This window comes from Leisingera sp. ANG1, assembly GCF_000203975.2.
Classification (GTDB): domain Bacteria; phylum Pseudomonadota; class Alphaproteobacteria; order Rhodobacterales; family Rhodobacteraceae; genus Leisingera.
The window spans coordinates 169,699-188,842 of the sequence record NZ_AFCF02000009.1; the positions used below are offsets into that span (position 1 = coordinate 169,699).

Annotated in this window: 21 protein-coding genes; 12 read left to right on the top strand and 9 right to left on the bottom strand. The window is 63.8% G+C overall.

Annotated features, from left to right (window positions below; translation table 11 throughout):
- Nucleotides 1–28 precede the first annotated feature (28 nt).
- The 4 genes from GC1_RS17000 (at nucleotide 29) to GC1_RS17015 (ending at nucleotide 3,703) form a co-directional block, all read left to right on the top strand.
- Entirely contained in the window at nucleotides 29–1,111 is a 1,083-nt protein-coding gene (locus GC1_RS17000) for an ABC transporter permease (RefSeq protein ID WP_019294790.1), read from the top strand.
- 1 nt (nucleotide 1,112) lies between these two features.
- Nucleotides 1,113–2,033 carry an ABC transporter permease gene (locus tag GC1_RS17005; RefSeq protein ID WP_019294789.1) on the top strand — a complete coding sequence of 307 codons (921 nt, stop codon included), beginning with the start codon at nucleotides 1,113–1,115 and terminating at the stop codon, nucleotides 2,031–2,033.
- A 61-nt stretch (nucleotides 2,034–2,094) separates the two neighbouring features.
- Entirely contained in the window at nucleotides 2,095–3,168 is a 1,074-nt protein-coding gene (locus GC1_RS17010; RefSeq protein WP_019294788.1) for a BMP family ABC transporter substrate-binding protein, read from the top strand.
- A 178-nt stretch (nucleotides 3,169–3,346) separates the two neighbouring features.
- A complete protein-coding gene (locus GC1_RS17015; protein WP_019294787.1) occupies nucleotides 3,347–3,703 on the top strand; it encodes a VOC family protein in 357 nt (118 codons plus the stop codon).
- Nucleotides 3,704–3,769: 66 nt separating this feature from the next.
- On the opposite strand, the gene GC1_RS17020 is transcribed toward GC1_RS17015, so the two are convergent.
- Complete coding sequence (locus tag GC1_RS17020; RefSeq protein WP_019294786.1) at nucleotides 3,770–5,005, bottom strand: HlyD family secretion protein; 1,236 nt, start codon at nucleotides 5,003–5,005, stop codon at nucleotides 3,770–3,772.
- 3 nt (nucleotides 5,006–5,008) lie between these two features.
- The gene (locus GC1_RS17025; RefSeq protein ID WP_036761730.1) at nucleotides 5,009–5,458 is read right to left on the bottom strand and encodes a hypothetical protein; all 450 of its coding nucleotides are present in this window, start codon (nucleotides 5,456–5,458) and stop codon (nucleotides 5,009–5,011) included.
- A 137-nt stretch (nucleotides 5,459–5,595) separates the two neighbouring features.
- On the opposite strand from GC1_RS17025, the gene GC1_RS17030 reads away from it, so the two are divergent.
- Genes GC1_RS17030 through GC1_RS17040 form a run of 3 tightly spaced genes read left to right on the top strand, consistent with a single transcriptional unit; the run spans nucleotide 5,596 to nucleotide 8,289 of the window.
- Nucleotides 5,596–6,558, top strand: a complete 963-nt coding sequence (locus tag GC1_RS17030; protein WP_019294784.1) for an aldo/keto reductase — start codon at nucleotides 5,596–5,598, stop codon at nucleotides 6,556–6,558.
- Between the two features lie 4 nt (nucleotides 6,559–6,562).
- Nucleotides 6,563–7,633 (top strand): NAD(P)/FAD-dependent oxidoreductase, encoded by a 1,071-nt coding sequence (locus GC1_RS17035; protein WP_029204664.1) that lies wholly within the window; start codon nucleotides 6,563–6,565, stop codon nucleotides 7,631–7,633.
- Nucleotides 7,633–8,289, top strand: coding sequence for a DUF938 domain-containing protein (locus GC1_RS17040; protein WP_019294782.1), 657 nt, complete (start codon nucleotides 7,633–7,635; stop codon nucleotides 8,287–8,289). Before GC1_RS17035 ends, GC1_RS17040 begins: the two co-directional genes overlap by 1 nt.
- 23 nt (nucleotides 8,290–8,312) lie before the next feature.
- On the opposite strand, the gene GC1_RS17045 is transcribed toward GC1_RS17040, so the two are convergent.
- A complete protein-coding gene (locus GC1_RS17045; RefSeq protein WP_237754625.1) occupies nucleotides 8,313–9,164 on the bottom strand; it encodes a LysR family transcriptional regulator in 852 nt (283 codons plus the stop codon).
- A gap of 100 nt (nucleotides 9,165–9,264) precedes the next feature.
- Between GC1_RS17045 and GC1_RS17050 the strand changes: the two genes are divergently transcribed.
- Complete coding sequence (locus GC1_RS17050) at nucleotides 9,265–9,867, top strand: HD domain-containing protein (protein ID WP_019294780.1); 603 nt, start codon at nucleotides 9,265–9,267, stop codon at nucleotides 9,865–9,867.
- Between the two features lie 69 nt (nucleotides 9,868–9,936).
- On the opposite strand, the gene GC1_RS17055 is transcribed toward GC1_RS17050, so the two are convergent.
- Entirely contained in the window at nucleotides 9,937–10,857 is a 921-nt protein-coding gene (locus GC1_RS17055; protein WP_162183420.1) for a LytTR family DNA-binding domain-containing protein, read from the bottom strand.
- Between the two features lie 181 nt (nucleotides 10,858–11,038).
- Between GC1_RS17055 and GC1_RS17060 the strand changes: the two genes are divergently transcribed.
- Nucleotides 11,039–11,227 carry a hypothetical protein gene (locus GC1_RS17060; protein WP_019294778.1) on the top strand — a complete coding sequence of 63 codons (189 nt, stop codon included), beginning with the start codon at nucleotides 11,039–11,041 and terminating at the stop codon, nucleotides 11,225–11,227.
- Nucleotides 11,228–11,566: 339 nt separating this feature from the next.
- On the opposite strand, the gene GC1_RS17065 is transcribed toward GC1_RS17060, so the two are convergent.
- The gene (locus tag GC1_RS17065; protein ID WP_019294777.1) at nucleotides 11,567–12,487 is read right to left on the bottom strand and encodes a LysR family transcriptional regulator; all 921 of its coding nucleotides are present in this window, start codon (nucleotides 12,485–12,487) and stop codon (nucleotides 11,567–11,569) included.
- Between the two features lie 112 nt (nucleotides 12,488–12,599).
- Here GC1_RS17065 and GC1_RS17070 point away from each other — a divergent pair, with 112 nt between their 5' ends.
- Nucleotides 12,600–13,223: an FMN-dependent NADH-azoreductase gene (locus GC1_RS17070; RefSeq protein ID WP_019294776.1), complete on the top strand. Its 624-nt coding sequence runs from the start codon at nucleotides 12,600–12,602 to the stop codon at nucleotides 13,221–13,223.
- Nucleotides 13,224–13,379: 156 nt separating this feature from the next.
- Here the strand turns inward: GC1_RS17070 and GC1_RS17075 are convergent, their stop codons facing one another.
- Entirely contained in the window at nucleotides 13,380–13,982 is a 603-nt protein-coding gene (locus GC1_RS17075; protein WP_019298483.1) for a class I SAM-dependent DNA methyltransferase, read from the bottom strand.
- Nucleotides 13,983–14,099: 117 nt separating this feature from the next.
- Nucleotides 14,100–14,321 (bottom strand): hypothetical protein, encoded by a 222-nt coding sequence (locus GC1_RS17080; protein ID WP_019298482.1) that lies wholly within the window; start codon nucleotides 14,319–14,321, stop codon nucleotides 14,100–14,102.
- A 91-nt stretch (nucleotides 14,322–14,412) separates the two neighbouring features.
- On the opposite strand from GC1_RS17080, the gene GC1_RS17085 reads away from it, so the two are divergent.
- Both GC1_RS17085 and GC1_RS17090 read left to right on the top strand, forming a co-directional pair.
- On the top strand, nucleotides 14,413–15,324 hold the full coding sequence (locus GC1_RS17085) for a LysR family transcriptional regulator (RefSeq protein WP_019298481.1): 912 nt from the start codon (nucleotides 14,413–14,415) through the stop codon (nucleotides 15,322–15,324).
- Nucleotides 15,325–15,382: 58 nt separating this feature from the next.
- Nucleotides 15,383–15,952 (top strand): carboxymuconolactone decarboxylase family protein, encoded by a 570-nt coding sequence (locus GC1_RS17090; protein WP_029205074.1) that lies wholly within the window; start codon nucleotides 15,383–15,385, stop codon nucleotides 15,950–15,952.
- Between the two features lie 69 nt (nucleotides 15,953–16,021).
- On the opposite strand, the gene GC1_RS17095 is transcribed toward GC1_RS17090, so the two are convergent.
- Complete coding sequence (locus GC1_RS17095; protein WP_029205073.1) at nucleotides 16,022–18,529, bottom strand: GcvT family protein; 2,508 nt, start codon at nucleotides 18,527–18,529, stop codon at nucleotides 16,022–16,024.
- 219 nt (nucleotides 18,530–18,748) lie between these two features.
- The gene (locus GC1_RS17100; RefSeq protein ID WP_019298478.1) at nucleotides 18,749–19,036 is read right to left on the bottom strand and encodes a hypothetical protein; all 288 of its coding nucleotides are present in this window, start codon (nucleotides 19,034–19,036) and stop codon (nucleotides 18,749–18,751) included.
- Nucleotides 19,037–19,144 lie beyond the last annotated feature (108 nt).

Sequence of the window (19,144 nt, forward strand, 5' to 3'; positions counted from 1 at the left end):
ATCATAAGAAGAAACAGGGAGCCGCTGCATGATCCGGCTTGAGAAACGGCCGCAACCGTCGCGCGCCTGGTCAATGGCGACACCGCTGGTGGCGGTGATTGCCACCATGATCGTTGGCGGGCTGCTGTTCGCGGCGCTTGGCAAACCGCCGGTGGAGGCGATCCGCACCATTTTCTGGGAACCGCTGTTTGGCGAGTTTTCCTTCTACTACCGCCCGCAACTGCTGGTCAAAGGCGCGCCGCTGGTGCTGATCGCCATCGGCCTGTCGCTGGGCTTCCGCGCCGGCATCTGGAACATCGGCGCCGAGGGCCAGTACATCATGGGCGCCATCTTTGGCGCCGGGGCGGGCCTTGCCTTCTACCCTTCCGAGTCCTTCCTAATCTTCCCGTTCATGGTCCTCGCAGGCGCCTTTGGCGGCTGGATCTGGGCAATGATCCCGGCGGTGCTGAAAACCCGCTTCGGCACCAACGAAATCCTGGTGTCACTGATGCTGGTCTATGTGGCCGAGCAGTTCCTCGCCTCGGTCTCCCTGGGCCTTTTGAAGAACCCCGAAGGCTTCGGCTTCCCCGGTTCCCGCAACCTGCAGTCCTGGGACGCCGCCCATAACGCCGAGCTGATCGCAGGCACCGGTATGCACTGGGGCGTGGTGGCGGCGCTGATCGCGGTGATCTTTGCCTATGTTCTGCTGAACCGCCACATGACCGGCTACCACATCCGCCTGACCGGCGAGGCGCCCCGCGCCGCCAAATTCGCCGGTGTGAACCCTACCCGCCTGGTGCTGTTCTGCCTCGGCACCTCCGGCGCGCTGGCAGGTCTTGCCGGCCTGTTTGAGGTCTCCGGCCCCTCCGGCCAGATCTCCATCGACTTCAACGTGGGCTATGGCTTCACCGCGATCATCGTCGCCTTCCTGGGCCGCCTGCACCCCGTCGGCATCCTGCTGGCAGGCGGGCTGATGGCGCTGACCTACATTGGCGGCGACATCGCGCAATCGAACCTGCAGCTGCCCGCCGCAGCCATTCAGGTCTTCCAGGGGATGCTTCTGTTCTTCCTCCTGGCCTTCGACCTGCTCACCAATTTCCGCATCGCAATCGGCAAGCCGGAGGTGGCGTAACATGGATCTTTCTGCAATCAATCCGGTCCTGCTCATCGCCTCGCTGATGGTGGCGGCAACCCCGCTTTTGCTGGCGGCCATCGGCGAACTGGTGGTCGAAAAGGCCGGCGTGCTGAACCTCGGGGTCGAGGGGATGATGATCGTCGGCGCCATCGCAGGCTTTGCCACCGCGGTGGAAAGCGGCTCGCCCTTCTTCGGCTTCATCGCCGCCGCCATCGCTGGCGCGGCGCTGTCGATCCTGTTTGCCATCCTCACCCAGTTTGCCCAGGCCAACCAGGTGGCCTCCGGCCTGTCACTGACGCTCTTTGGCCTCGGCCTCTCGGCGCTGATGGGGCAATCCTATGTCGGCATCAAGCCGCCGCAGATGGGGGATATCCATATCCCTGTGCTCAGTGATCTGCCCGTCGTCGGCCCGATCCTGTTCGGCCATGACATCATCCTCTACTTCGGCATCGCGCTGACCGCCGCGGTCTGGTGGATGCTGAAATACTCCCGCCTAGGCCTGGTGCTGCGCGCGGTGGGCGAGAACCACGACGCCGCCCATGCTCTCGGCTACAAGGTGCTGAAAATCCGCCTGCTGGCGATCATGTTCGGCGGTGCCTGCGCGGGCCTCGGCGGCGCCTACATCAGCCTGATCCGCGTGCCGCAATGGACCGAAGGCATGACCGCCGGCATCGGCTGGATTGCGCTGGCACTGGTGGTCTTTGCCAGCTGGAAACCCTGGCGCGCACTGCTGGGTGCCTATCTCTTTGGCGGCGTCACTGTGGTGCAGCTCAATCTGCAGGCCGCAGGCGTTGCCATTCCGGTCGAGTATCTGGCAATGTCGCCCTATCTGATTACAATCATTGTGCTTGTTATCCTTTCGGCGGACAAAAGCAGCGCACCTGCCTCGCTTGGCCGCAACTTCCACGCCTCCCGCTAGACGGGGGGCTTTTCACTGCCCCCTCTGCCGGGGCCAATAGATGTAAACTGGGGAGAACCTGATGAAACTGACCAACCTTCTGACCAGCGCCGCCGTGGCGCTTGGCCTGGCCGCAGGCGCGGCGATGGCCGACACCACCAAAGTGGGCTTTGTCTATGTCGGCCCCGTCGGCGACGGCGGCTGGACCTACGAGCACGACCAGGGCCGCAAGGCGGTTGAAGCCGAGTTCGGCGATCAGGTCGAAACCGTCTACGTGGAAAACGTCGCCGAAGGCCCGGACGCCGAGCGCGTGATGACCCAGATGGCGCTGGAAGGCGCCGACCTGATCTTCACCACCTCCTTTGGCTACATGGATCCAACCATCAACGTCGCCAAGAAGTTCCCGAACGTGAAATTCGAGCACGCCACCGGCTACAAGCGCGCCGACAACGTTTCGACCTATTCCGCCCGTTTCTATGAGGGCCGCGCGGTGCAGGGCACCATTGCGGGCCATATGACTGAGTCGAACATCATCGGCTACATCGGCTCCTACCCGATCCCGGAAGTGATCCGCGGCATCAACTCTGCCTATCTCCACGCCAAGAAGGTGAACCCGGACGTCCAGTTCAAGATCGTCTGGGCCTTCACCTGGTTCGATCCGGCGAAAGAGGCTGATGCCGCCAAGGTGCTGATCGAACAGGGCGCCGACGTGATCCTGCAGCACACCGACTCCACCGCGCCGCAGGCCGCCGCACAGGCCGCCGGCAACGTGATCACCTTCGGCCAAGCCTCCGACATGTCGGAATACGCGCCGAAACCGCGCGTCTCCTCCATCATCGACGACTGGGCGCCCTACTACATCGCCCGCACCAAGGCCGTGATCGACGGCACCTGGGAATCGGTTGATACCTGGGACGGCATTGGCGCCGGCATGGTTGGAATCGGCGAAATTTCTGATGTGGTGCCTGCGGACGTCAAAGCCGCTGCACTGGCAATCAAGGACGCACAGGCCAACGGCACCTACCACGCCTTCACCGGCCCGATTAACAAGCAGGACGGCTCTGCCTGGCTGGCAGAGGGCGAAACAGCCGATGACGGCACCCTGGCCGGCATGAACTTCTATGTCGAAGGCATCGAAGGCGACATTCCGCAATAAGCGGAACCTCCTATGACACACAAAGGCCCGCCATTTGGCGGGCCTTTTTTGTTGCCCCAAGAACGTCTGAGCTCAGCAAAGCCTGCTGACACACCCTGTCACTGCCCTGATGTACTCCCCGCTCCACAAGCCCGCGGGATCCTGCCCGCGGCGCGCTCAAGCACTTTGGAGATTGCTTTTGAAACTGAATTACTTCGTTGTCGGCACCAACAACATGGACGCCGCGGTCAAATTCTATGACGCGCTTTTTGAAAACCAGGGGTTCACCCAGGTCCGGCCCAGCGAACGGATGACCTATTGGCTGAAGGACGATTTTGCCTTTGCCGCCGCCCTCCCCTTTGACGGCGCACCGGCCGCCAATGGCAATGGAACCATGGCAGGCTTCAGCCTCGGCTCCGCAGATGAGGCCGCCCGGCTGCACAAAAAGGCGCTCGAACTCGGCGGCACCTGCGAAGGCGCGCCGGGTCAGCGCGGACCGCGGTTCTCAGCCTATGTGCGGGATCTGGACGGCAACAAGCTGTGTTTCGCGGACTGAGCAAGCCGCAATGGCAAAAGGCGGACCCGCAGGCCCGCCTTTCCTATTCTTTCGGCAAGCCCCGCCTCAGTGCCCGGACAACACCAGCGTCTGCACCGGCATCAGCAAGAGCCGCAGCCGCAGGCCCGCCGCATGGACCACGCCGATGGTGTCCACCACATGCAGGAAGGCCCATTCAGCCGTGCCGATGCTGTCGTCATGCTCCAGCCGCTCGTGGTTGCTGGTATAGACATTGGCCAGGCAATTGCTGCCCGGCGGCAGCGCCTCTGCAGTGCCTTCGTAAAGCGGCTCCATAAAGACGGTGATGGTGCCGGGCTTGCGCATGTTCCCCAAGTCGCGCAACTCATCCGTCGGGCGCAGCTGGCCGGTTGCGATCACGTCCTGCACTTCGACCACCACCATAGGGATCACCGTGAAGGGCTTGGTCATGCAGCCGATCTCACCAATCATGCCGGGCTTGATCACCTGCGCCGACATCTGGTTGAACCCCGCCTGGAAGCGGTTCCTGCCAGAGGCCAAAGGCACCAGAATGCCTGCCGGGCGCAGCACCGGACTGACGTAGTCGCCGACCTGCAGCGCGAACTGCTCCACCCGGCCATCGACACCGGCACTGATCAGCGTTTTGTCCAGCTCCGCCTGCGCCAATTGCAGCTGCGCCTCGGCGCTGGCCATCTGGGCCGGGATCAGCACCTCGATCTGCTGCTCCACTGCTGCCTTCTGCGCCCGCGCAGCCTCAACCGAGGCCGCCCTCTGGTCCACAAGGTTCTCCAGCCGTTCGATCTCAGCCGGCCGCACCGCGCTGGAGCCCTGGTCCCGCAGCGTCTGGTTCCGTTCCAGATCATCGCGTGCCTGCGTCAGCGCCGCCTGCGCCTGGGCAATGCCCGCATCTGCCTGGGCCAAGTCTGTATCTGCCAGCTTGCGCGAGGCTTCAACCTGGGCAATCGCCGCGTGGGCGGATTCAAGGGCAGCCTTTTGCGACAGCCCCTCCAGCCGCAGGATCGGATCGCCCGCCTTCACTTCCTGATTGTTGACGACATAGACCTCTGCCACCCGCCCGCCGACCTGCGGCAGGATGGTGACGGTGCGGAAGTAGGAGGCCACCGTATTGGTCGCCGGATGGAAATAGAACAGCGTGGTCAGCACCGTCAGGGTCAGCATCACGCAGGCCGTCAGACCCCAGCGCAACTCGTACCAGACAGAAAACAGCGTCAGCTCCTGGCCGACCCGCTTGCCCTGCACAAAGCGGCGGAACAGGAAGTCCGGCAGGATGGTGACCAGCGCGCACAGAAGTGTCTCGATCATGGTTCAGTGCCCCTCTGCCACGGGTTCGCCTTGCACCGGCACAGGCGCGTCCGGTTTCTCCGGCTGCGGATCGGGATCGCCACCGCCCTGCGCCGCAGGCGGCTCAGGCTCCCGCCCCAGACCGCGGACCGCATCGGCAATGGACCGTAGAGGCGCGGCCAGATCCGGGATCTGGAACCCCGCCATCAGGATCGCGGCCACCCAGAAGATATTGTTGTGGGTGAACAGCGCCAGCAGCGCCAGAATGCCCACCAGCTGGAATTGCGGGTGATTGCTCTTGTGCGCCATCTTCTCCGGCAGCGCGTGCAGGGTGAAATAGGCCACCCCGATCAGCAGGATCAGCACAATCGTGAACACCGCCATGAAGGTAAAAAGGAAATCGCTTCCGTCCGCCGCAGTGACATAAGAAGGAATATGCCCCGCAGCCATCGGATGTGCATTGGGCGTCGTCATCGTCCGTCCCCCGTTTCAATTTATTTTCTTGAACTGCATCCGATAGTTGCACTGCCCGGCCCTTTGACCAAGCATTTTGTCTGGCCGGCGCCGGAATTGCCCTTTGCCTGCCCTTCCTTGCGTGCCACTCTCCCGCCATGACACAGAGCCCCCGCACGCCCCTCACCAGCCCCGACGGCACCCCCGCCAGCCGCTTTGCCTTTGGCTGCATGCAATTCGGCGGCCGCGCCACCGAGGCGCAGTCGGCAGAGATGTACGCCGCCTGCCGCGCCGCCGGCATCACTCATTTCGACACCGCCTGGGTCTATACCGAAGGCAAGTCCGAACAGATCCTTGGCCGCCTCATCAAGCAGGAGCGCGACCAGCTTCTGATCGCCACCAAGGCCGGTTACGAGGGCGGCGCCGGCGCTGCCAACCTGCGCGCCCAATTGGACGAAAGCCGCCGCCGGCTGGATCTGGACATGGTCGATGTCTTCTACCTGCACCGCTTCGACCCACACACCGACCTGCGCGAAACCATGGACTGTTTCGCGGCACTGAAGGCAGAGGGCCTGATCCGCTATGCGGCGCTGTCGAACTTTGCCGCCTGGCAGGTGATGAAGGCGCAAATGGCCGGGCTGGCCTCCGGCGTTTCCGTCGACATGCTGCAGCCAATGTATTCGCTGGTGAAACGCCAGGCAGAGGTGGAGATCTTGCCGATGTGCGCCGACCAGGGCATCACCGCGGTGCCCTACTCGCCCCTCGGCGGCGGACTGCTGACTGGCAAATATGCCACCGGCGGCACCGGCCGCATCACCGAGGACAAGGGTTATGGCATCCGCTACAGCCCGGCCGCCATGCACGAAACGGCCACCGCGCTGACAGAGCTTGCAGCCCAGCGCGGCACCCATCCCGCCACCCTCGCCGTGGCCTGGGCCGCGGCCCATCCTTCCGCGCCGGTTCCGATCATCTCTGCCCGCAACGCGGAACAGCTTCAGCCCTCGCTGGCAGCGCTGGACTACGCGATGGACGCAGACCTCTACCGCGCGATTGAGGCGCTCAGCCCGCGCCCCGCGCCCGCCACCGACCGGCTGGAAGAACAACAAGACGACAAGGACTAGACCCATGCAGGATTTCATCGTCATCGGCGGCGGCATGGGTGGCACCAGCGCCGCCGCCCGGCTGGCCGGCCTCGGCAGCGTCACCCTGCTCGAAATGGAGGACGCGCTTGGCTACCATTCCTCCGGCCGCTCCGCTGCGCTGTTTGAGGAAAACTACGGCCACGGCCCCACCATCGACCTGAACCGCGCCAGCGCCGCGCACCTGCGCGAGAACGGCTACCTGTCGCCACGCGGGCTGATGCTGGTCGGTGCCAAGGACGAAGGCGATCTCTTTGCCCGCGACGTGGATGAACTGGGCATGGCCACGCTGGAGCCGGACGAGGCCCGCGCCATGGTGCCGATCCTGAACCCGGAAACCGTAGGCTTCACCGCCATCAGCGGTGCCGCCGAGGACATCGACACCGACAGGATGCTGCAGGACTTCGCCAAAACCCTGCGCGCTGCGGGCGGGCAGACTGTGACCAAGGCACCCGTCACCGCCATCACCCGCATTGCAGGCGGCTGGCAGGTCACCGCGGGCGGCACCGTTTATGAGGCGCGCAACCTGGTCAACGCCGCGGGAGCCTGGGCCGATAAGGTTGCCGCGCTTGCCGGGGTCGCCGCCATCGGCCTGCAGCCCAAGCGCCGCTCGATGGCACGGCTGCCCGCCCCCGGCGGCCATGATGTCAGCGGCTGGCCGATGCTGCTGGGCGCAGGTGAGACCTGGTACGCCAAACCTGATGCCGGCAAGCTGCTGGTCTCCCCCGCCGACGCCGATCCGGTGGAGCCGCATGACGCCTATGCCGACGACATGGTGCTGGCCGAAGGGCTGGCCCGCTATGAGGAGATGGTGACTGAGCCGGTGACGCGGGTCGAAAGCAATTTTGCCGGCCTGCGCAGCTTTGTCGCTGACGGCACCCTGGTGCTGGGGCCGGATCCGGATCAGCCGGAGTTCATCTGGTGTGCCGGTCAGGGCGGCTACGGCATCATGACTGCCCCCGCCGCCTCGCAGCTGATTGCCGATCTGGTGGCAGGCCGCGCGCCGGTGCTGGATGCCGCCACCGTCGCCGCGCTGTCGCCCGCGCGGCTGCGCTGATGCCAGTGCGCTCCGTTCCCGGCACGGCCTCTGTCGCGGAACCGCAGGGGGGCAAGCTGTTTGCCCCCTCCGCCGCCCGCAATGCCGGCGCGATCTGCGATCTGCTTGCAAAAGTGGCCCCGCCACAGGGCCGCGCCCTGGAAATCGCCAGCGGCACTGGCCAGCATGTGATTGAATACGCCGCCCGCCTGCCCGGCTTGACCTGGCAGCCGACCGAGGTGGACGCCACCCGCCGCGCCAGTATCCAGGCCTATGCCGAGGAGGCAGGCCTGCCCAAGATCGCACCGCCCATCGAGCTGGACGCCACCGCCCCCGGCTGGTGCGCGGATCATGCAGGCCAGGATCTGATCGTTCTGGTGAACCTCTTGCATCTCATCAGTGAAAGCGAGGCCCGCACCCTGATCCAAGAGGCCGCTGCTGCCCTCGCCCCCAGCGGGCGGTTTGTGATCTACGGCCCCTTCATGCGCGGCGGAAACCTCATCAGCGAAGGCGACCGCGCCTTCCACGCCGCCATCACCGCCCATGATCCGGAAACCGGCTACAAGGATGATGCTGAGGTCATCCGCTGGCTGCAGGCCGCCGGACTGGAGCTGGTTCAAACCGTGGACATGCCCGCCAACAACCTGGCGCTGGTTTCGGAAAAACGCGCAATCTGATTTCCGCGCCGGAATATTCTCCCTTAGCCGCCGCCCCTCACCTCCTGCAGCCCCCGGACCACCTGCCGGATGTGCTCCAGCGCCGGATTGTCGGGCAGATAGAGCGCCCGGCAGCCGAGGCTGATCTCCGGCGCACCCTCGACTGCATGCAGCGCACCCGCCGCCAGCGCCTCTGCTGCCATATAGGCCGGGAAATATCCTATGCCGCCGCGTTTTTGCAGATAGCGCAGCCCCATCAGCGCATTCCCCAGCACGATGTGCTGACGGCTGCGGGCGGGCAGAACATCATGCAATTGCGCATCGTACTCAGCGCCGAATTCCAGGTTGATGAACAGGGGCAGCGCATCCCGCCCCAGCCGCAGGGGCTGGTCCGCCACCAGCACCAGCCGCTCGGGCGGCAGCTCCTCAACCGATAGCCGCGCACCCGCCGGCACCTCGTTCACAATCGCCACGTCCAGCAGACGGCGCGCCACCGCCTCGCCCATGTTCATCGCGTGGTCATAGTTCAGCGTGAAGGGCACCGTGCCCTGCACCTCCTCCAGCCACACCGCCACATCCACCAGAAGCGGGTCCCAGACCGACAGCTGCGCCCCCAGCCGCAGCGGCACCCGGCCCGCCAGGCTCGCCTTAAGATCACCCGCGACAAACTCCCACGTCCGCATCATCTGCTCGGCATAGGGCAGAAACTGCCGCCCCGCCGCGCTCAGCCGCGTGCCGCCGGGTCCGCGGTCGAACAGCGGCGTGCCCAGTGCTTCCTCCAGCGCCTTGATCCGGGCACTGACGGCAGTTTGCGTCACACTCAGCGCCCGCGCCGCGCCGTGAAAGCTGCCCGCGGCCTCGATCGCCAAAAAGGTTTTGAACGCGCTGATCTGCATGGCGATCACTATTTCCTTTCGTCTTGAGCAAATCAATTCGTTTTCCTGCTCAGGCCAAACTCGCTAGCCTGCCTGCAGATCAACCAAAGGACCCGCGCCAATGCTGGACAAAAGCCACAAGCCAACCTGGACCAGTTTCACAGAAGCCACCGCCGAGGACTGGAAAGCCGTTGAAGCCTACGAGGAGGCCTATAACGCCGCCCTGCCCGACCGCATCCTCGACGCGATCCGCTCGCTGGACGAGGACTGGACCCCCTACCCGGTGAACCGCTACCAGCACAGCCTGCAGGCCGCGACCCGCGCCTGGGAAGACGGCGCCGATGACGAGATCATCGTGGCCGCGCTGGTGCATGACACCGGCGACATCCTGTCCCCCTACAATCACGGTGAGCTGTCGGCGGCGATGATGAAGCCCTATGTCAGCGAAAAGACCTACTGGATCCTCAAGCATCACTGCGTTTTCCAGGGCTTCTACTACAACCACCACTTCGGCGGCGACCGCAACGCCCGCGACAAATACCGCGACAGCCCCTATTGGGAGGACTGCCGGTACTTCTGCGAAACATACGACCAATGCGCCTTTGACCCGGAGTATCCCACCAAACCGCTGGAGTTTTTCGAGCCGATCCTGCGCAAGGTTCTGTCGCGCGGCTGGGGCCATATGGAGCTGGCCGAAACAGCAGAGGAGCAGCCTGCGGGCTAGACCCTTTGCCAATCAGGAACAGCACCCCGCCCGGCCAGGTCCAGGCGGGGTGTTTCTGTCAGCGGCCCGTCATTCCGTTCCGATCTGCCAGGCCTGCAAAATCTCCCGCACATGGGCGCGCCGGCCGCGGGCCACCGGCACCTCACCGCCATCCGCCAGCAGCAGCACATCGCTCTGCCCGCCGCGCCTCAGCCCCGCGACCGCATCCCGGGCCACCCACCAGGACCGGTGCGGCTGCAGGCCCGCATCCTGCGGCATCTGCGCCAGCAGGTCGGCAAGCCGCCCGCGCAGTGTCAGCTCGCTGTCTCCTGCCGATATCCGCAGGTAATGCTCCTCTGATTTCACGTAATGCAGCTGGTCCAGCGCGAACTTCTGCCCGCCCAGGACAACTGCGGTCCCGTTCAGACCGGCAGTTGCATCGCCAGCGTTTTGCGCGGCCGGCTCCGGCTGCGTTGAGGCAGGTTCGGGCATTGCTGTCACGGCAGGTCTACCGATGCCCCGCGGCTTGCGCCCGTACAGGTCCAGGCCCAGCGCCGTATTGGCCTGCGGCAGGATGAACAGGAACAAAAGCGTCTCGAACGTATAGCTGAGCACAACATTGTAGGGAAAGAGCTGCAGAACCACCCGCCAGCTGACACCCGTTCCAGTATAGGGCGCGGCCAGCGCCACCACCATCACCGTGACCAGTGCCATGGACACAATATTCGGCACCGCACGCAGCATCCGCACAACCCGCCCTCCCGGTGCCAGTGCGATCCAGGCTATCAGGATCCCTGCATAAGCACTTACAAACCCTGCAACGCAGATCACCCACAAAAGCAGGTTCACGTGCAGCGGCATGCCGGCCTCCCGGTATCCGTCTGTGTCAAACGCCGCCAGCAGCACCACTATTGCCGCGGCGTATTTCAGAAACACTCCGCTGCGCAAAACCAGCGTCATTTCATGCACCGTGAACTGCGGCGGTTCACCGAACATGTCAAAAAGCTGCATTTCGCGGCTTTGGAGATTGTCCTTGATCGTCCCCAAACCTATCAGCCCCCCGTTATCAGGTTTTCTGTTGATGAGTGGCCGGAGATGGCTTCTTTCCTTGTATTGCCGCACAAAGGAAGCTGTCTCCGCGCTCACCCGTTCGCTTTCGTCAATTCCTTTCCCCATCCATGGCAGATCCAGAATGCGCCAGTTTGTTCCCGCAGATTTCGACAAGGCCGCCAGCGATCTCGACCGTCTCAAAGATATCTATTTCGCTGCCGGCGCAGACCCGGCCGCGCGCGATACTGCCGAAGCGGCCCTCGCTGCGGCGATGCGGTGGATTGGCGTGGCCCTGGACAGCTATCCGCTGCAGGGTACCCGCCGGGACTAGGCCCTGCGCCCGCACCCGCGCTATGTGCAGTCCGTAAAACCTCCGTCCGGGCATCGGCCCCGCAGAAGCCCGGCATTGCGGCTGTCTGATACCTCCGGTTTCCATGCTCCAAGCTTAGCCAGAGGCATTCCGGATTGTGAATGGGTAAATGCATGTTTTCGCAGGGAAACTGGCGGATTTTTCCCTCTGGCGGATTCTTTTGATTGTGGTAAAATTCGCCCCAATCCACCCGGGCTCTGATTTATTGTCGCCATCTGCGATCCGCAGGCGGGCCACTGCCACCCCCTTGCGCACGCAGCGGACAGGTAAACGCGCCAGCCTTACAGCGCCAAACTTTGCTTAGCGCCTGCCGCGGCGCTGCCCGGCCCGCCCGCCTGGCAACGCACTGGCCAGGTGGTCCGCAAACGCCCGCGTCTTGGGCTCAAGATGGCGCCGCGACGAATAGACCGCATAAACCGGTGTCGATGCCGGAATGGCGCCGAAACCAGCCAGCACCGGAACCAGCGTGCCGCTCTCCAGCTCCCGGGCAGCCGCCCATTCCGGGATCATCACAATGCCGCAGCCGGAAACGGCCAGGCTTTTCAGAAACGCCAGCCCGTTCGCCTGAACCCTCCCGGCAACCGGTACGGCGCATTCGCCTTGCGGCGTCTGGAACCGCCACACCACCTTCTGCGCCTCAGAGCGGAAGGAGAGGCATTGGTGGCCGGCGAGTTCCTCCGGATGGTCCGGAGTGCCGAAGGCCTCCAGATACCCGGGGCTGGCATAAAGCTGAGAGCGGCTATCGAAGATCTTGCGGGCAATCAGGCTGGAATCCTTCAGCTGCCCCATGCGGACGGCCACGTCGATCCGGCCTTCCACCAGATCCTCAAGCGCTGAGGAAAACTGAAGCTTCACCTGGATATCCGGATGGGCGGCCAGAAAGCCGGGCATCAGCGGCGCGATCAGGGCCGTGGCCAGATCAGGCTCTGCCGTGACCGTCAGCACCCCCGCTGGCGCGCCGGACAGCCGGGATATGGCAGCCCGGGCGGTCTCCAGCTCTTCCACCGCGCGTTTTGCGTGCCGGTAGTAAAGCTCGCCAGCCTCAGACAGGCTCTGTTTGCGGGTGGTGCGCTGAAACAGCCGGGTGCCGAGCCCGTCCTCCAGCTGCTTGATCTGGCGCGCCACCGATGACGGCGCCACGCCCAGCACCCGGGCCGCTGCCGAGAAGCTGCCCTCCTCGACCACCTGAACAAACAGACTGGCGCTTGCCCCCTGAATCATCTTTGCACTCTGCGCACAAATCCTTTGCATTTCAAACTGTTTTCGCCAAGGTCAAGCGCCCTCATGTTGCTCCTGTGAAACCCCGCAGTATTTCAGACAGGAGACCCTGAATATGACCAAACTGCTGTTTATCAAGGCTTCGCCCCGCGGCAGCCAGTCGAAGTCCAGCGCACTCGCCAGCGCCTATCTTGCCCGGCTGCAGGAAACGGACAGCCGGATCGAAATTGACGTGCTGGACTTGTCCAGCGAGCCGCTGCCGGATTTTGACGGTGACAAGGTTGCCGCAAAGATGAACGTTATCACCGGCCAGAACCACGATGGCAGCCAGCGGACGGCCTGGGACGAAATCACCACTATGGCCAGCCGGTTCGCTGCCGCCGACATCTACCTGATCGCCGCGCCGATGTGGAACGGCAGTATTCCCTACAAGCTCAAGCAGTACATCGACCTGATCCATCAGCCCGGCCTGCTGTGGGGGCTTGATCCTGAAACAGGATACTTCGGCCTGCTGGAGGGCAAGAGGGCCGTGCTGGCGCTGACCAGCGGCGCCTACGGGCCGGACATGCCGTCGCCAGCCTTTGGGGTGGATCACCAGTCCGCCTATCTGAAGTTCTGGCTGAACCAGGCCGGAGTGGAGGACATCGCGGAACTCCGCTTCCAGCCAACGCTCCTGACGGCCGACCCGGAGGCCGGTTTCCAGGCCGCCATTGCAGAGGCGGAAAAGCTGGCCTCCTGAGGGTTGCGCCGCGCGCTGCGCGCCGCCACGGGGGCCAGGCAGGCCGCGCCTGCGGCGCGGCCTGCCTGGCCCAACCGGGCCCTTCGGATTTCAGATCCGAAGCGGGACGGGCGGGAGTGCTCCGCGCCGCTTTGCCCCGCTACCGCGGGGTGCGGCTTACTCCGCGGCGCGGGTGCCTGAACCCATCAGCACCGGCATCGCCTGACCGCCGCTCTCCATCTCAAACACCCGTTCAACACGCACAGCCTCAAGACCCGCGGCGCGCAGCGCCTCCCGCACCTGCGGTTCCGTCAGCCCGGAGCCGCCCGCGTCCGCGGCCAGCCAGTCCCACTGCACAAAGACGCCGCCGTTATTCAGAAGCCCAGCCAGCACCTCCACGGCGCCGCGGTAGTCCGGCAGGAAGCTGCAGACGGAGGACGCGCAGATCATGTCGAAACCGCCAAGCATGCACGCTGCTTCCCGTGCGCCGCCGTCCAGAATATCCGTGCACAGCGCCCTGACCTTGGGCAGCGCCTTCTCCTGCAGCACCGCAATCATCCGCTCCGAAGTGTCAGCAGCCACCACTTCCCGCACATGCGGCGCCAGCTTTTCACTGAGAAGCCCGGTGCCGCAGCCGAAGTCCAGCACCCGCTTGTCCTGCCAGCCGCCGCCGGTGATGCCGGCCGAACCATCCAGCGCGGCAAAGGCCCGGTCCGCATAAAGCCGGACATCGCTGTTGCCGTCCCAGCCGTCGGCGTAGTCATTCCAGTCGTCGCTCATTTGCCTGCGTGCTCCGCCTTGGTTGTTCAGATCCGGGACCGTGACCCGGCGGGCGGGCAGCGTCAACAGACAGGGCACCTGGAACAGGAAGAAAATCGCCGGTCCTGGCGGCTGCGTTCAGAATCGGGACGGATAGTGTTGCATGACGTATTGAACGTCCAAATCGCTGTGAAAGGCCTCCGGGTGGCTTTGCATCATATCAAGGATGAATTCCCGTTCATTCAAAGCATCTTCTGCGGGTGCTGCTTGCTGCGCAGGCCTGCCTGCAGGGGCGGATGGCTTGAACAGAAACTGCAGAAAACTCCAGTTTCCAATCTGCGGGATGCCGGGCGAAAACATGGTCAGTCCTCCATTCAACGGGTTCTGACAACAGGTTACCCGCCTGCCGGGGTGTCTGGTATCAGCCGTGAAATTGTGCTGTTCTTCAAAAATGCAGAGCCAAAACTGGAACTGGTCGGACCTCCGTGTCTTTCTGGCGGTTGCCAGGGAAGGGTCGACCCTGGCAGCCTCCCGCAAGCTCGGAATGGCGCAGCCCACTGTGGCGCGGCGGATCGATGCGCTGGAACATGCCACCGGCCTGGTGCTGTTTGAGCGGGACACCCGCGGCTTCCGGCTAACGGCAAATGGGCAGGATCTGGTCATTGGCGCCGAGGCCGTTGAAACCGCGGCCCGGGCCTTTGCCAGCCAGGCGGCAGAGCTGGCGGAGGTAAAACCGATCCGCATCACCGCCTATTCGGCGAACTTTTCCCCGCGAATGATTGATATCGTGAACGGGTTCTCCGCCGAAAACCCGGGTGTGGCCTTTGAGTTTCTGCCCTCCGTCAAAACCCTGGACCTGGTCGCGGGTGAGGCGGACATTGCGCTGCGGCTGGCCCGCACCGAACCCTCCCCCAGCCTGATCGCGCGGAAGATCAGCGACGCCAAATGGTCTCTGTTCGGCGGAACGGACTATGCGGCTCGGTTCGGGCTGCCCGGCACTCCCGGCGACCTGAAAGGCCACAGGTTTGTCACTTTCCAGCGCGGCGATGTTCCGAACGTGTTTCACGAATGGCTGATGGAGCGTGTCGGCCCTGACCAGATCGTGGCCAGCTACAGCGAGCTGGACCTGATGCATGCGGCCATCCGGTCTGGTCAAGGGCTGGGTATTACCAATGTCAAACTGGTTGAGCCGGACACCTCCCTGATCCGGTGTTTCGACGAGATCAAGGAACTTTCCGTTCCGCATCTGATGCTCATCTCACCGGACGCCTACAGGCGGTCTGAGGTTCGCGCTTTCGTCAAATACTTCGCCCCCCGCTATGCGGCGATTTACAAGGAAAGCGGCGAAGAAACCAAAGATTGATAAGCTGCACAGCCCGCCCCGCAGGCGGTTCCTGCCAAGCCACAACGGAGGTATGAAAATGAAGCGCTTGTTCCCGTCCCTGCCCGAAGACGCCACACTTGGCAGCGTCTACCGCGCCTTCCCGGAGAAGCTTGCGCCGCTGGCGGAATACACAAACCGGGTGATGCGGGGGCAAAGCGATCTCTCCGTTGCGGAGCGGGAATTGATCGGGGCATTTGTCTCCGGTCTCAACGCCTGTGCGTTCTGCCATGGTGCGCATACGATCTTTGCCAGGGCCTATGGGGTGGCACCTGAAACCATTGACGCCCTGATGCAGGATCTGGAGACGGCACCGGTTGAGGCGAAGCTCAAGCCTGTGCTTGCCTATGTCCGCAAGCTCACCCTGACACCGTCCCGCATGACCGAAGGGGATGCCAATGAGGTTTACGCGGCGGGCTGGAGCGAAAGCGCGCTGTTTGATGCCATTCAGGTCTGCGGGGTCTTCAGCCTGGCAAACCGCTTTGTGGAGGGAACCGGCATCAATGAGTACCACATGGACCCCAAGGCCGTAGATGAAGCGATGCTGGACGAATGCCGCAGCGACACCAGCTACACGGATTTCGGCCGGGAGAATGGCCTGGACATGTAACCGTCACGCCCTCACCCAACAAAAAGCCCCGGCCAATGACCGGGGCTTCTTCATTTCTTCCGTCTGGGCTTAGCCGTTCTGACGGATGGTCTCGTTCTTCGGATCGTAGGGGCTGTCGCAGGTGACAACCGCATCCCACAGCTTGTCCTGGATCTTGACCTGCAGCTTGGTGCCTTCCACCGCGTAGTCGGGCTTCACGTAGCCCATGCCGATGGATTTCTCGAAGGCCACCGAGTAGCCGCCGGAGGTCAGGCGGCCCACACGGGTGCCGTCTTCGGCATAGAGCGCCTCGCGGCCCCAGGGATCGGCATCGGCGGGGCCGTCGATCAGCAGGGTGCAGCACTTCACGCGGACGCCGGTCTCGACCAGTTTGTCCTTGCCGTGGAAGTCCTTCTCCAGATCGACAAAGCGCGGCAAGTCGGCTTCCAGCGGGGTCGCGTCGCGGCCCAGTTCGTTGCCGAAGGCGCGGTAGGATTTCTCCTGGCGCAGCCAGTTCTGGGCGCGCGCACCCACCAGCTTCATGCCGTGCTTCTCGCCCGCTTTTTCCAAGAGGTCAAAGAGGTAGTTCTGCATCTCGATCGGGTGATGCAGTTCCCAGCCCAGTTCACCGGTGTAGGCCACGCGGATCGCATTGACCGGGCACATGCCCAGTTCGATCTGCTTGGCCGACAGCCAGGGGAAGCGCTTGTTGGACAGTGCGGTTTCCGGATCGGCGTCGACGATCACCTCTTTCAGCACATCGCGCGACTTCGGACCTGCGATGGCGAAGACGCCCCACTGGGTGGTCACGTCCTGGATCTCGATGTAGCCGAACTCCTCCATCTTGTCCTCGGCCGCCTTGCGCAGGAAATCGGCGTCATATTCGGACCAGGCACCGGCAGAGACGAGGTAGTAGTTGTTCTCGCCGTTGCGGACGATGGTGTATTCGGTGCGGGTGGTGCCGAATGCAGTCAGCGCGTAGGTCAGGTTGATGCGGCCAACCTTCGGCAGCTTGTTGCAGGTGAACCAATCCAGGAACTGGGTCGCACCGGGGCCTTTGACGACATGTTTGGTGAAGGCGGTCGCGTCAATGAGGCCAACGCCTTCACGCACGGCTTTTGCCTCGTCCACGGCATGCTGCCACCAGCCGCCGCGGCGGAAGGAGCGGGCATCGTGGTCGTAGTTCTGCGGTGCATCGACGGGGCCGAAGTAGTTCGGGCGTTCCCAGCCGTTGACCCAGCCGAACTGTGCGCCGCGGGCCTTTTGGCGGTCGTATGCCGGTGCGGTACGCAGCGGACGGCAGGCTTCGCGCTCTTCGTCCGGGTGGTGCAGGATGTAGACGTGCTCATAGCACTCTTCGTTCTTGCGGGCCGCGAACTCGGTGGTCATCCAGTTGGAGGAGTAGCGTTTCGGGTCGAGCGACGCCATGTCGATCTCGGCCTCGCCGTCCACCATCATCTGGGCCAAGTAGTAGCCGGTGCCGCCTGCGGCGGTGATGCCGAAGGAGAAGCCTTCCGCCAGCCACATGTTGCGCAGGCCCGGGGCCGGGCCGACCAGCGGGTTGCCGTCGGGGGTGTAGCAGATCGGGCCGTTGAAGTCGTCTTTCAGACCGCTCTCGGCACAGGACGGAACGCGCTCTGCCATCGCCATGTACTGTTCGGCGATCCGGTCCAGATCCAGCGGGAACAGGTCAGCGCGGAAGCTGTCCGGCACGCCGTGCTCGAACTGGGCGGGCGCGCCGCGCTCGTAGATGCCCAGGATCCAGCCGCCGCGCTCTTCGCGGGCATAGGATTCATTGTCGGCGTCGCGCACAACGGGGTGCTCGGGGTTGCCGGCTTCACGCCATTTGACCAGCTCGGGGTCCTTGTCCATGACGATGAAGGTGTGCTCGACCGGGATGGCCGGCATCTTGATGCCCAGCATTTTCGCGGTGCGCTGCGCGTGGTTGCCGGATGCGGTCACGACGTGCTCGGCGGTGATTACCACCTGCTCGTCGGAAGGAACCAGGTTGCCGCCCTTTTCGACCATCTTGGTGCAGGTGACTTCCCAGTGGGTGCCGTTCCAATGGAAGGCATCGGCCTGCATCTTGCGGACGATATCGACGCCGCGCTGACGGGCACCCTTGGCCATCGCCTGGGTCACGTCTGCCGGGTTAATGTAGCCGTCCTCGGTGTGGTAGATCGCGCCCTTCAGGTCGCCGGTCTCGATCAGCGGCCAGCGTTCCTTGATCTGATCCGGGGTCAGCCACTCATAGTCCACGTCGCAGGTCTCTGCGGTGGAGGCATAGAGCATGTACTCGTCCATGCGCTCCTGGGTCTGCGCCATACGCAGGTTGCCGACCACGGCGAAACCTGCGTTCAGGCCGGTTTCCTCTTCCAGGGTCTTGTAGAAATCGACCGAGTACTTGTGGATGTGGGTGGTCGCATAGGACATGTTGAACAGCGGCAGCAGGCCCGCCGCGTGCCAGGTCGAGCCGGAGGTCAGCTCGTCACGCTCGATCAGCATGACGTCTTCCCAGCCGGCTTTGGCCAGGTGATAGGCAATCGAGGTGCCGACGGCGCCGCCGCCAACAACAAGTGCTTTGACTTGGGTTTTCATTCTCCCGCTCTCCAGCTTAATGAGATTCTTGGCGACGGTTATGCCCGCGCATTGAAATCCGCGCAAAATCAGGCCGACGCAAAAACACTCAAAACCGACCTTGCGCGTCACAGCATACCGGATTCTGCGGGCGGCAGTGCCGGAAATGGCGTTTTTCTGCGCAAGCAAAAGGGGGCCGCGGCCCCCTGAAGTCTGTGTCTTACGCTGTTCTGCCAGGCGTCAGCATTCGGCCTCATTGCTGCGGCGGATGCAGACCGGCTGGTCGCCTGAGGTGCTGCTGCCCAGTGCGGCCAGCCTGTCCCAGCTGCCGGCATCTCCCCCGCTGCGGGCGGCGTGCTCCTTGGCGGCGCGGGCGCGGGCAAAGCGCTCCTGCACGATGGTGCCGTAGTCGGTGGCGCTCAGATCGCCCCAGCCAAGGCCTGCGTCACGGGTCTGGAAGTAATAGTCGGCACCAATCACCGCCTGGGTGCTGAACACCAGGATGCCCATTGCTTTCTTCAGTCCCATTTCCGTCCTCCGGGTCCGCATGTGCCTTGCTGTTCACCTCAGATTCAAACCTGGCGCAGAATTGCGGCAGCATTCCGGCAATTCGGGGAAAAGCCCATGCAATTGCGC

Bases quoted from the DNA above. Each gene is read 5' to 3' on its own strand.
- GC1_RS17075 (WP_019298483.1), bottom strand. From the start codon at position 13,982: ATGAGCGACGACTGGAATGACTACGCCGACGGCTGGGACGGCAACAGC.
- GC1_RS17025 (WP_036761730.1), bottom strand. From the start codon at position 5,458: ATGACGACGCCCAATGCACATCCGATGGCTGCGGGGCATATTCCTTCT.
- GC1_RS17090 (WP_029205074.1), top strand. From the start codon at position 15,383: ATGAAGCGCTTGTTCCCGTCCCTGCCCGAAGACGCCACACTTGGCAGC.
- GC1_RS17050 (WP_019294780.1), top strand. From the start codon at position 9,265: ATGCTGGACAAAAGCCACAAGCCAACCTGGACCAGTTTCACAGAAGCC.
- GC1_RS17040 (WP_019294782.1), top strand. From the start codon at position 7,633: ATGCCAGTGCGCTCCGTTCCCGGCACGGCCTCTGTCGCGGAACCGCAG.
- GC1_RS17000 (WP_019294790.1), top strand. From the start codon at position 29: ATGATCCGGCTTGAGAAACGGCCGCAACCGTCGCGCGCCTGGTCAATG.
- GC1_RS17010 (WP_019294788.1), top strand. From the start codon at position 2,095: ATGAAACTGACCAACCTTCTGACCAGCGCCGCCGTGGCGCTTGGCCTG.
- GC1_RS17085 (WP_019298481.1), top strand. From the start codon at position 14,413: ATGCAGAGCCAAAACTGGAACTGGTCGGACCTCCGTGTCTTTCTGGCG.
- GC1_RS17030 (WP_019294784.1), top strand. From the start codon at position 5,596: ATGACACAGAGCCCCCGCACGCCCCTCACCAGCCCCGACGGCACCCCC.
- GC1_RS17095 (WP_029205073.1), bottom strand. From the start codon at position 18,529: ATGAAAACCCAAGTCAAAGCACTTGTTGTTGGCGGCGGCGCCGTCGGC.
- GC1_RS17100 (WP_019298478.1), bottom strand. From the start codon at position 19,036: ATGGGACTGAAGAAAGCAATGGGCATCCTGGTGTTCAGCACCCAGGCG.
- GC1_RS17045 (WP_237754625.1), bottom strand. From the start codon at position 9,164: ATGCAGATCAGCGCGTTCAAAACCTTTTTGGCGATCGAGGCCGCGGGC.
- GC1_RS17070 (WP_019294776.1), top strand. From the start codon at position 12,600: ATGACCAAACTGCTGTTTATCAAGGCTTCGCCCCGCGGCAGCCAGTCG.
- GC1_RS17080 (WP_019298482.1), bottom strand. From the start codon at position 14,321: ATGTTTTCGCCCGGCATCCCGCAGATTGGAAACTGGAGTTTTCTGCAG.
- GC1_RS17020 (WP_019294786.1), bottom strand. From the start codon at position 5,005: ATGATCGAGACACTTCTGTGCGCGCTGGTCACCATCCTGCCGGACTTC.
- GC1_RS17055 (WP_162183420.1), bottom strand. From the start codon at position 10,857: ATGCAGCTTTTTGACATGTTCGGTGAACCGCCGCAGTTCACGGTGCAT.
- GC1_RS17035 (WP_029204664.1), top strand. From the start codon at position 6,563: ATGCAGGATTTCATCGTCATCGGCGGCGGCATGGGTGGCACCAGCGCC.
- GC1_RS17065 (WP_019294777.1), bottom strand. From the start codon at position 12,487: ATGATTCAGGGGGCAAGCGCCAGTCTGTTTGTTCAGGTGGTCGAGGAG.
- GC1_RS17060 (WP_019294778.1), top strand. From the start codon at position 11,039: ATGCGCCAGTTTGTTCCCGCAGATTTCGACAAGGCCGCCAGCGATCTC.
- GC1_RS17005 (WP_019294789.1), top strand. From the start codon at position 1,113: ATGGATCTTTCTGCAATCAATCCGGTCCTGCTCATCGCCTCGCTGATG.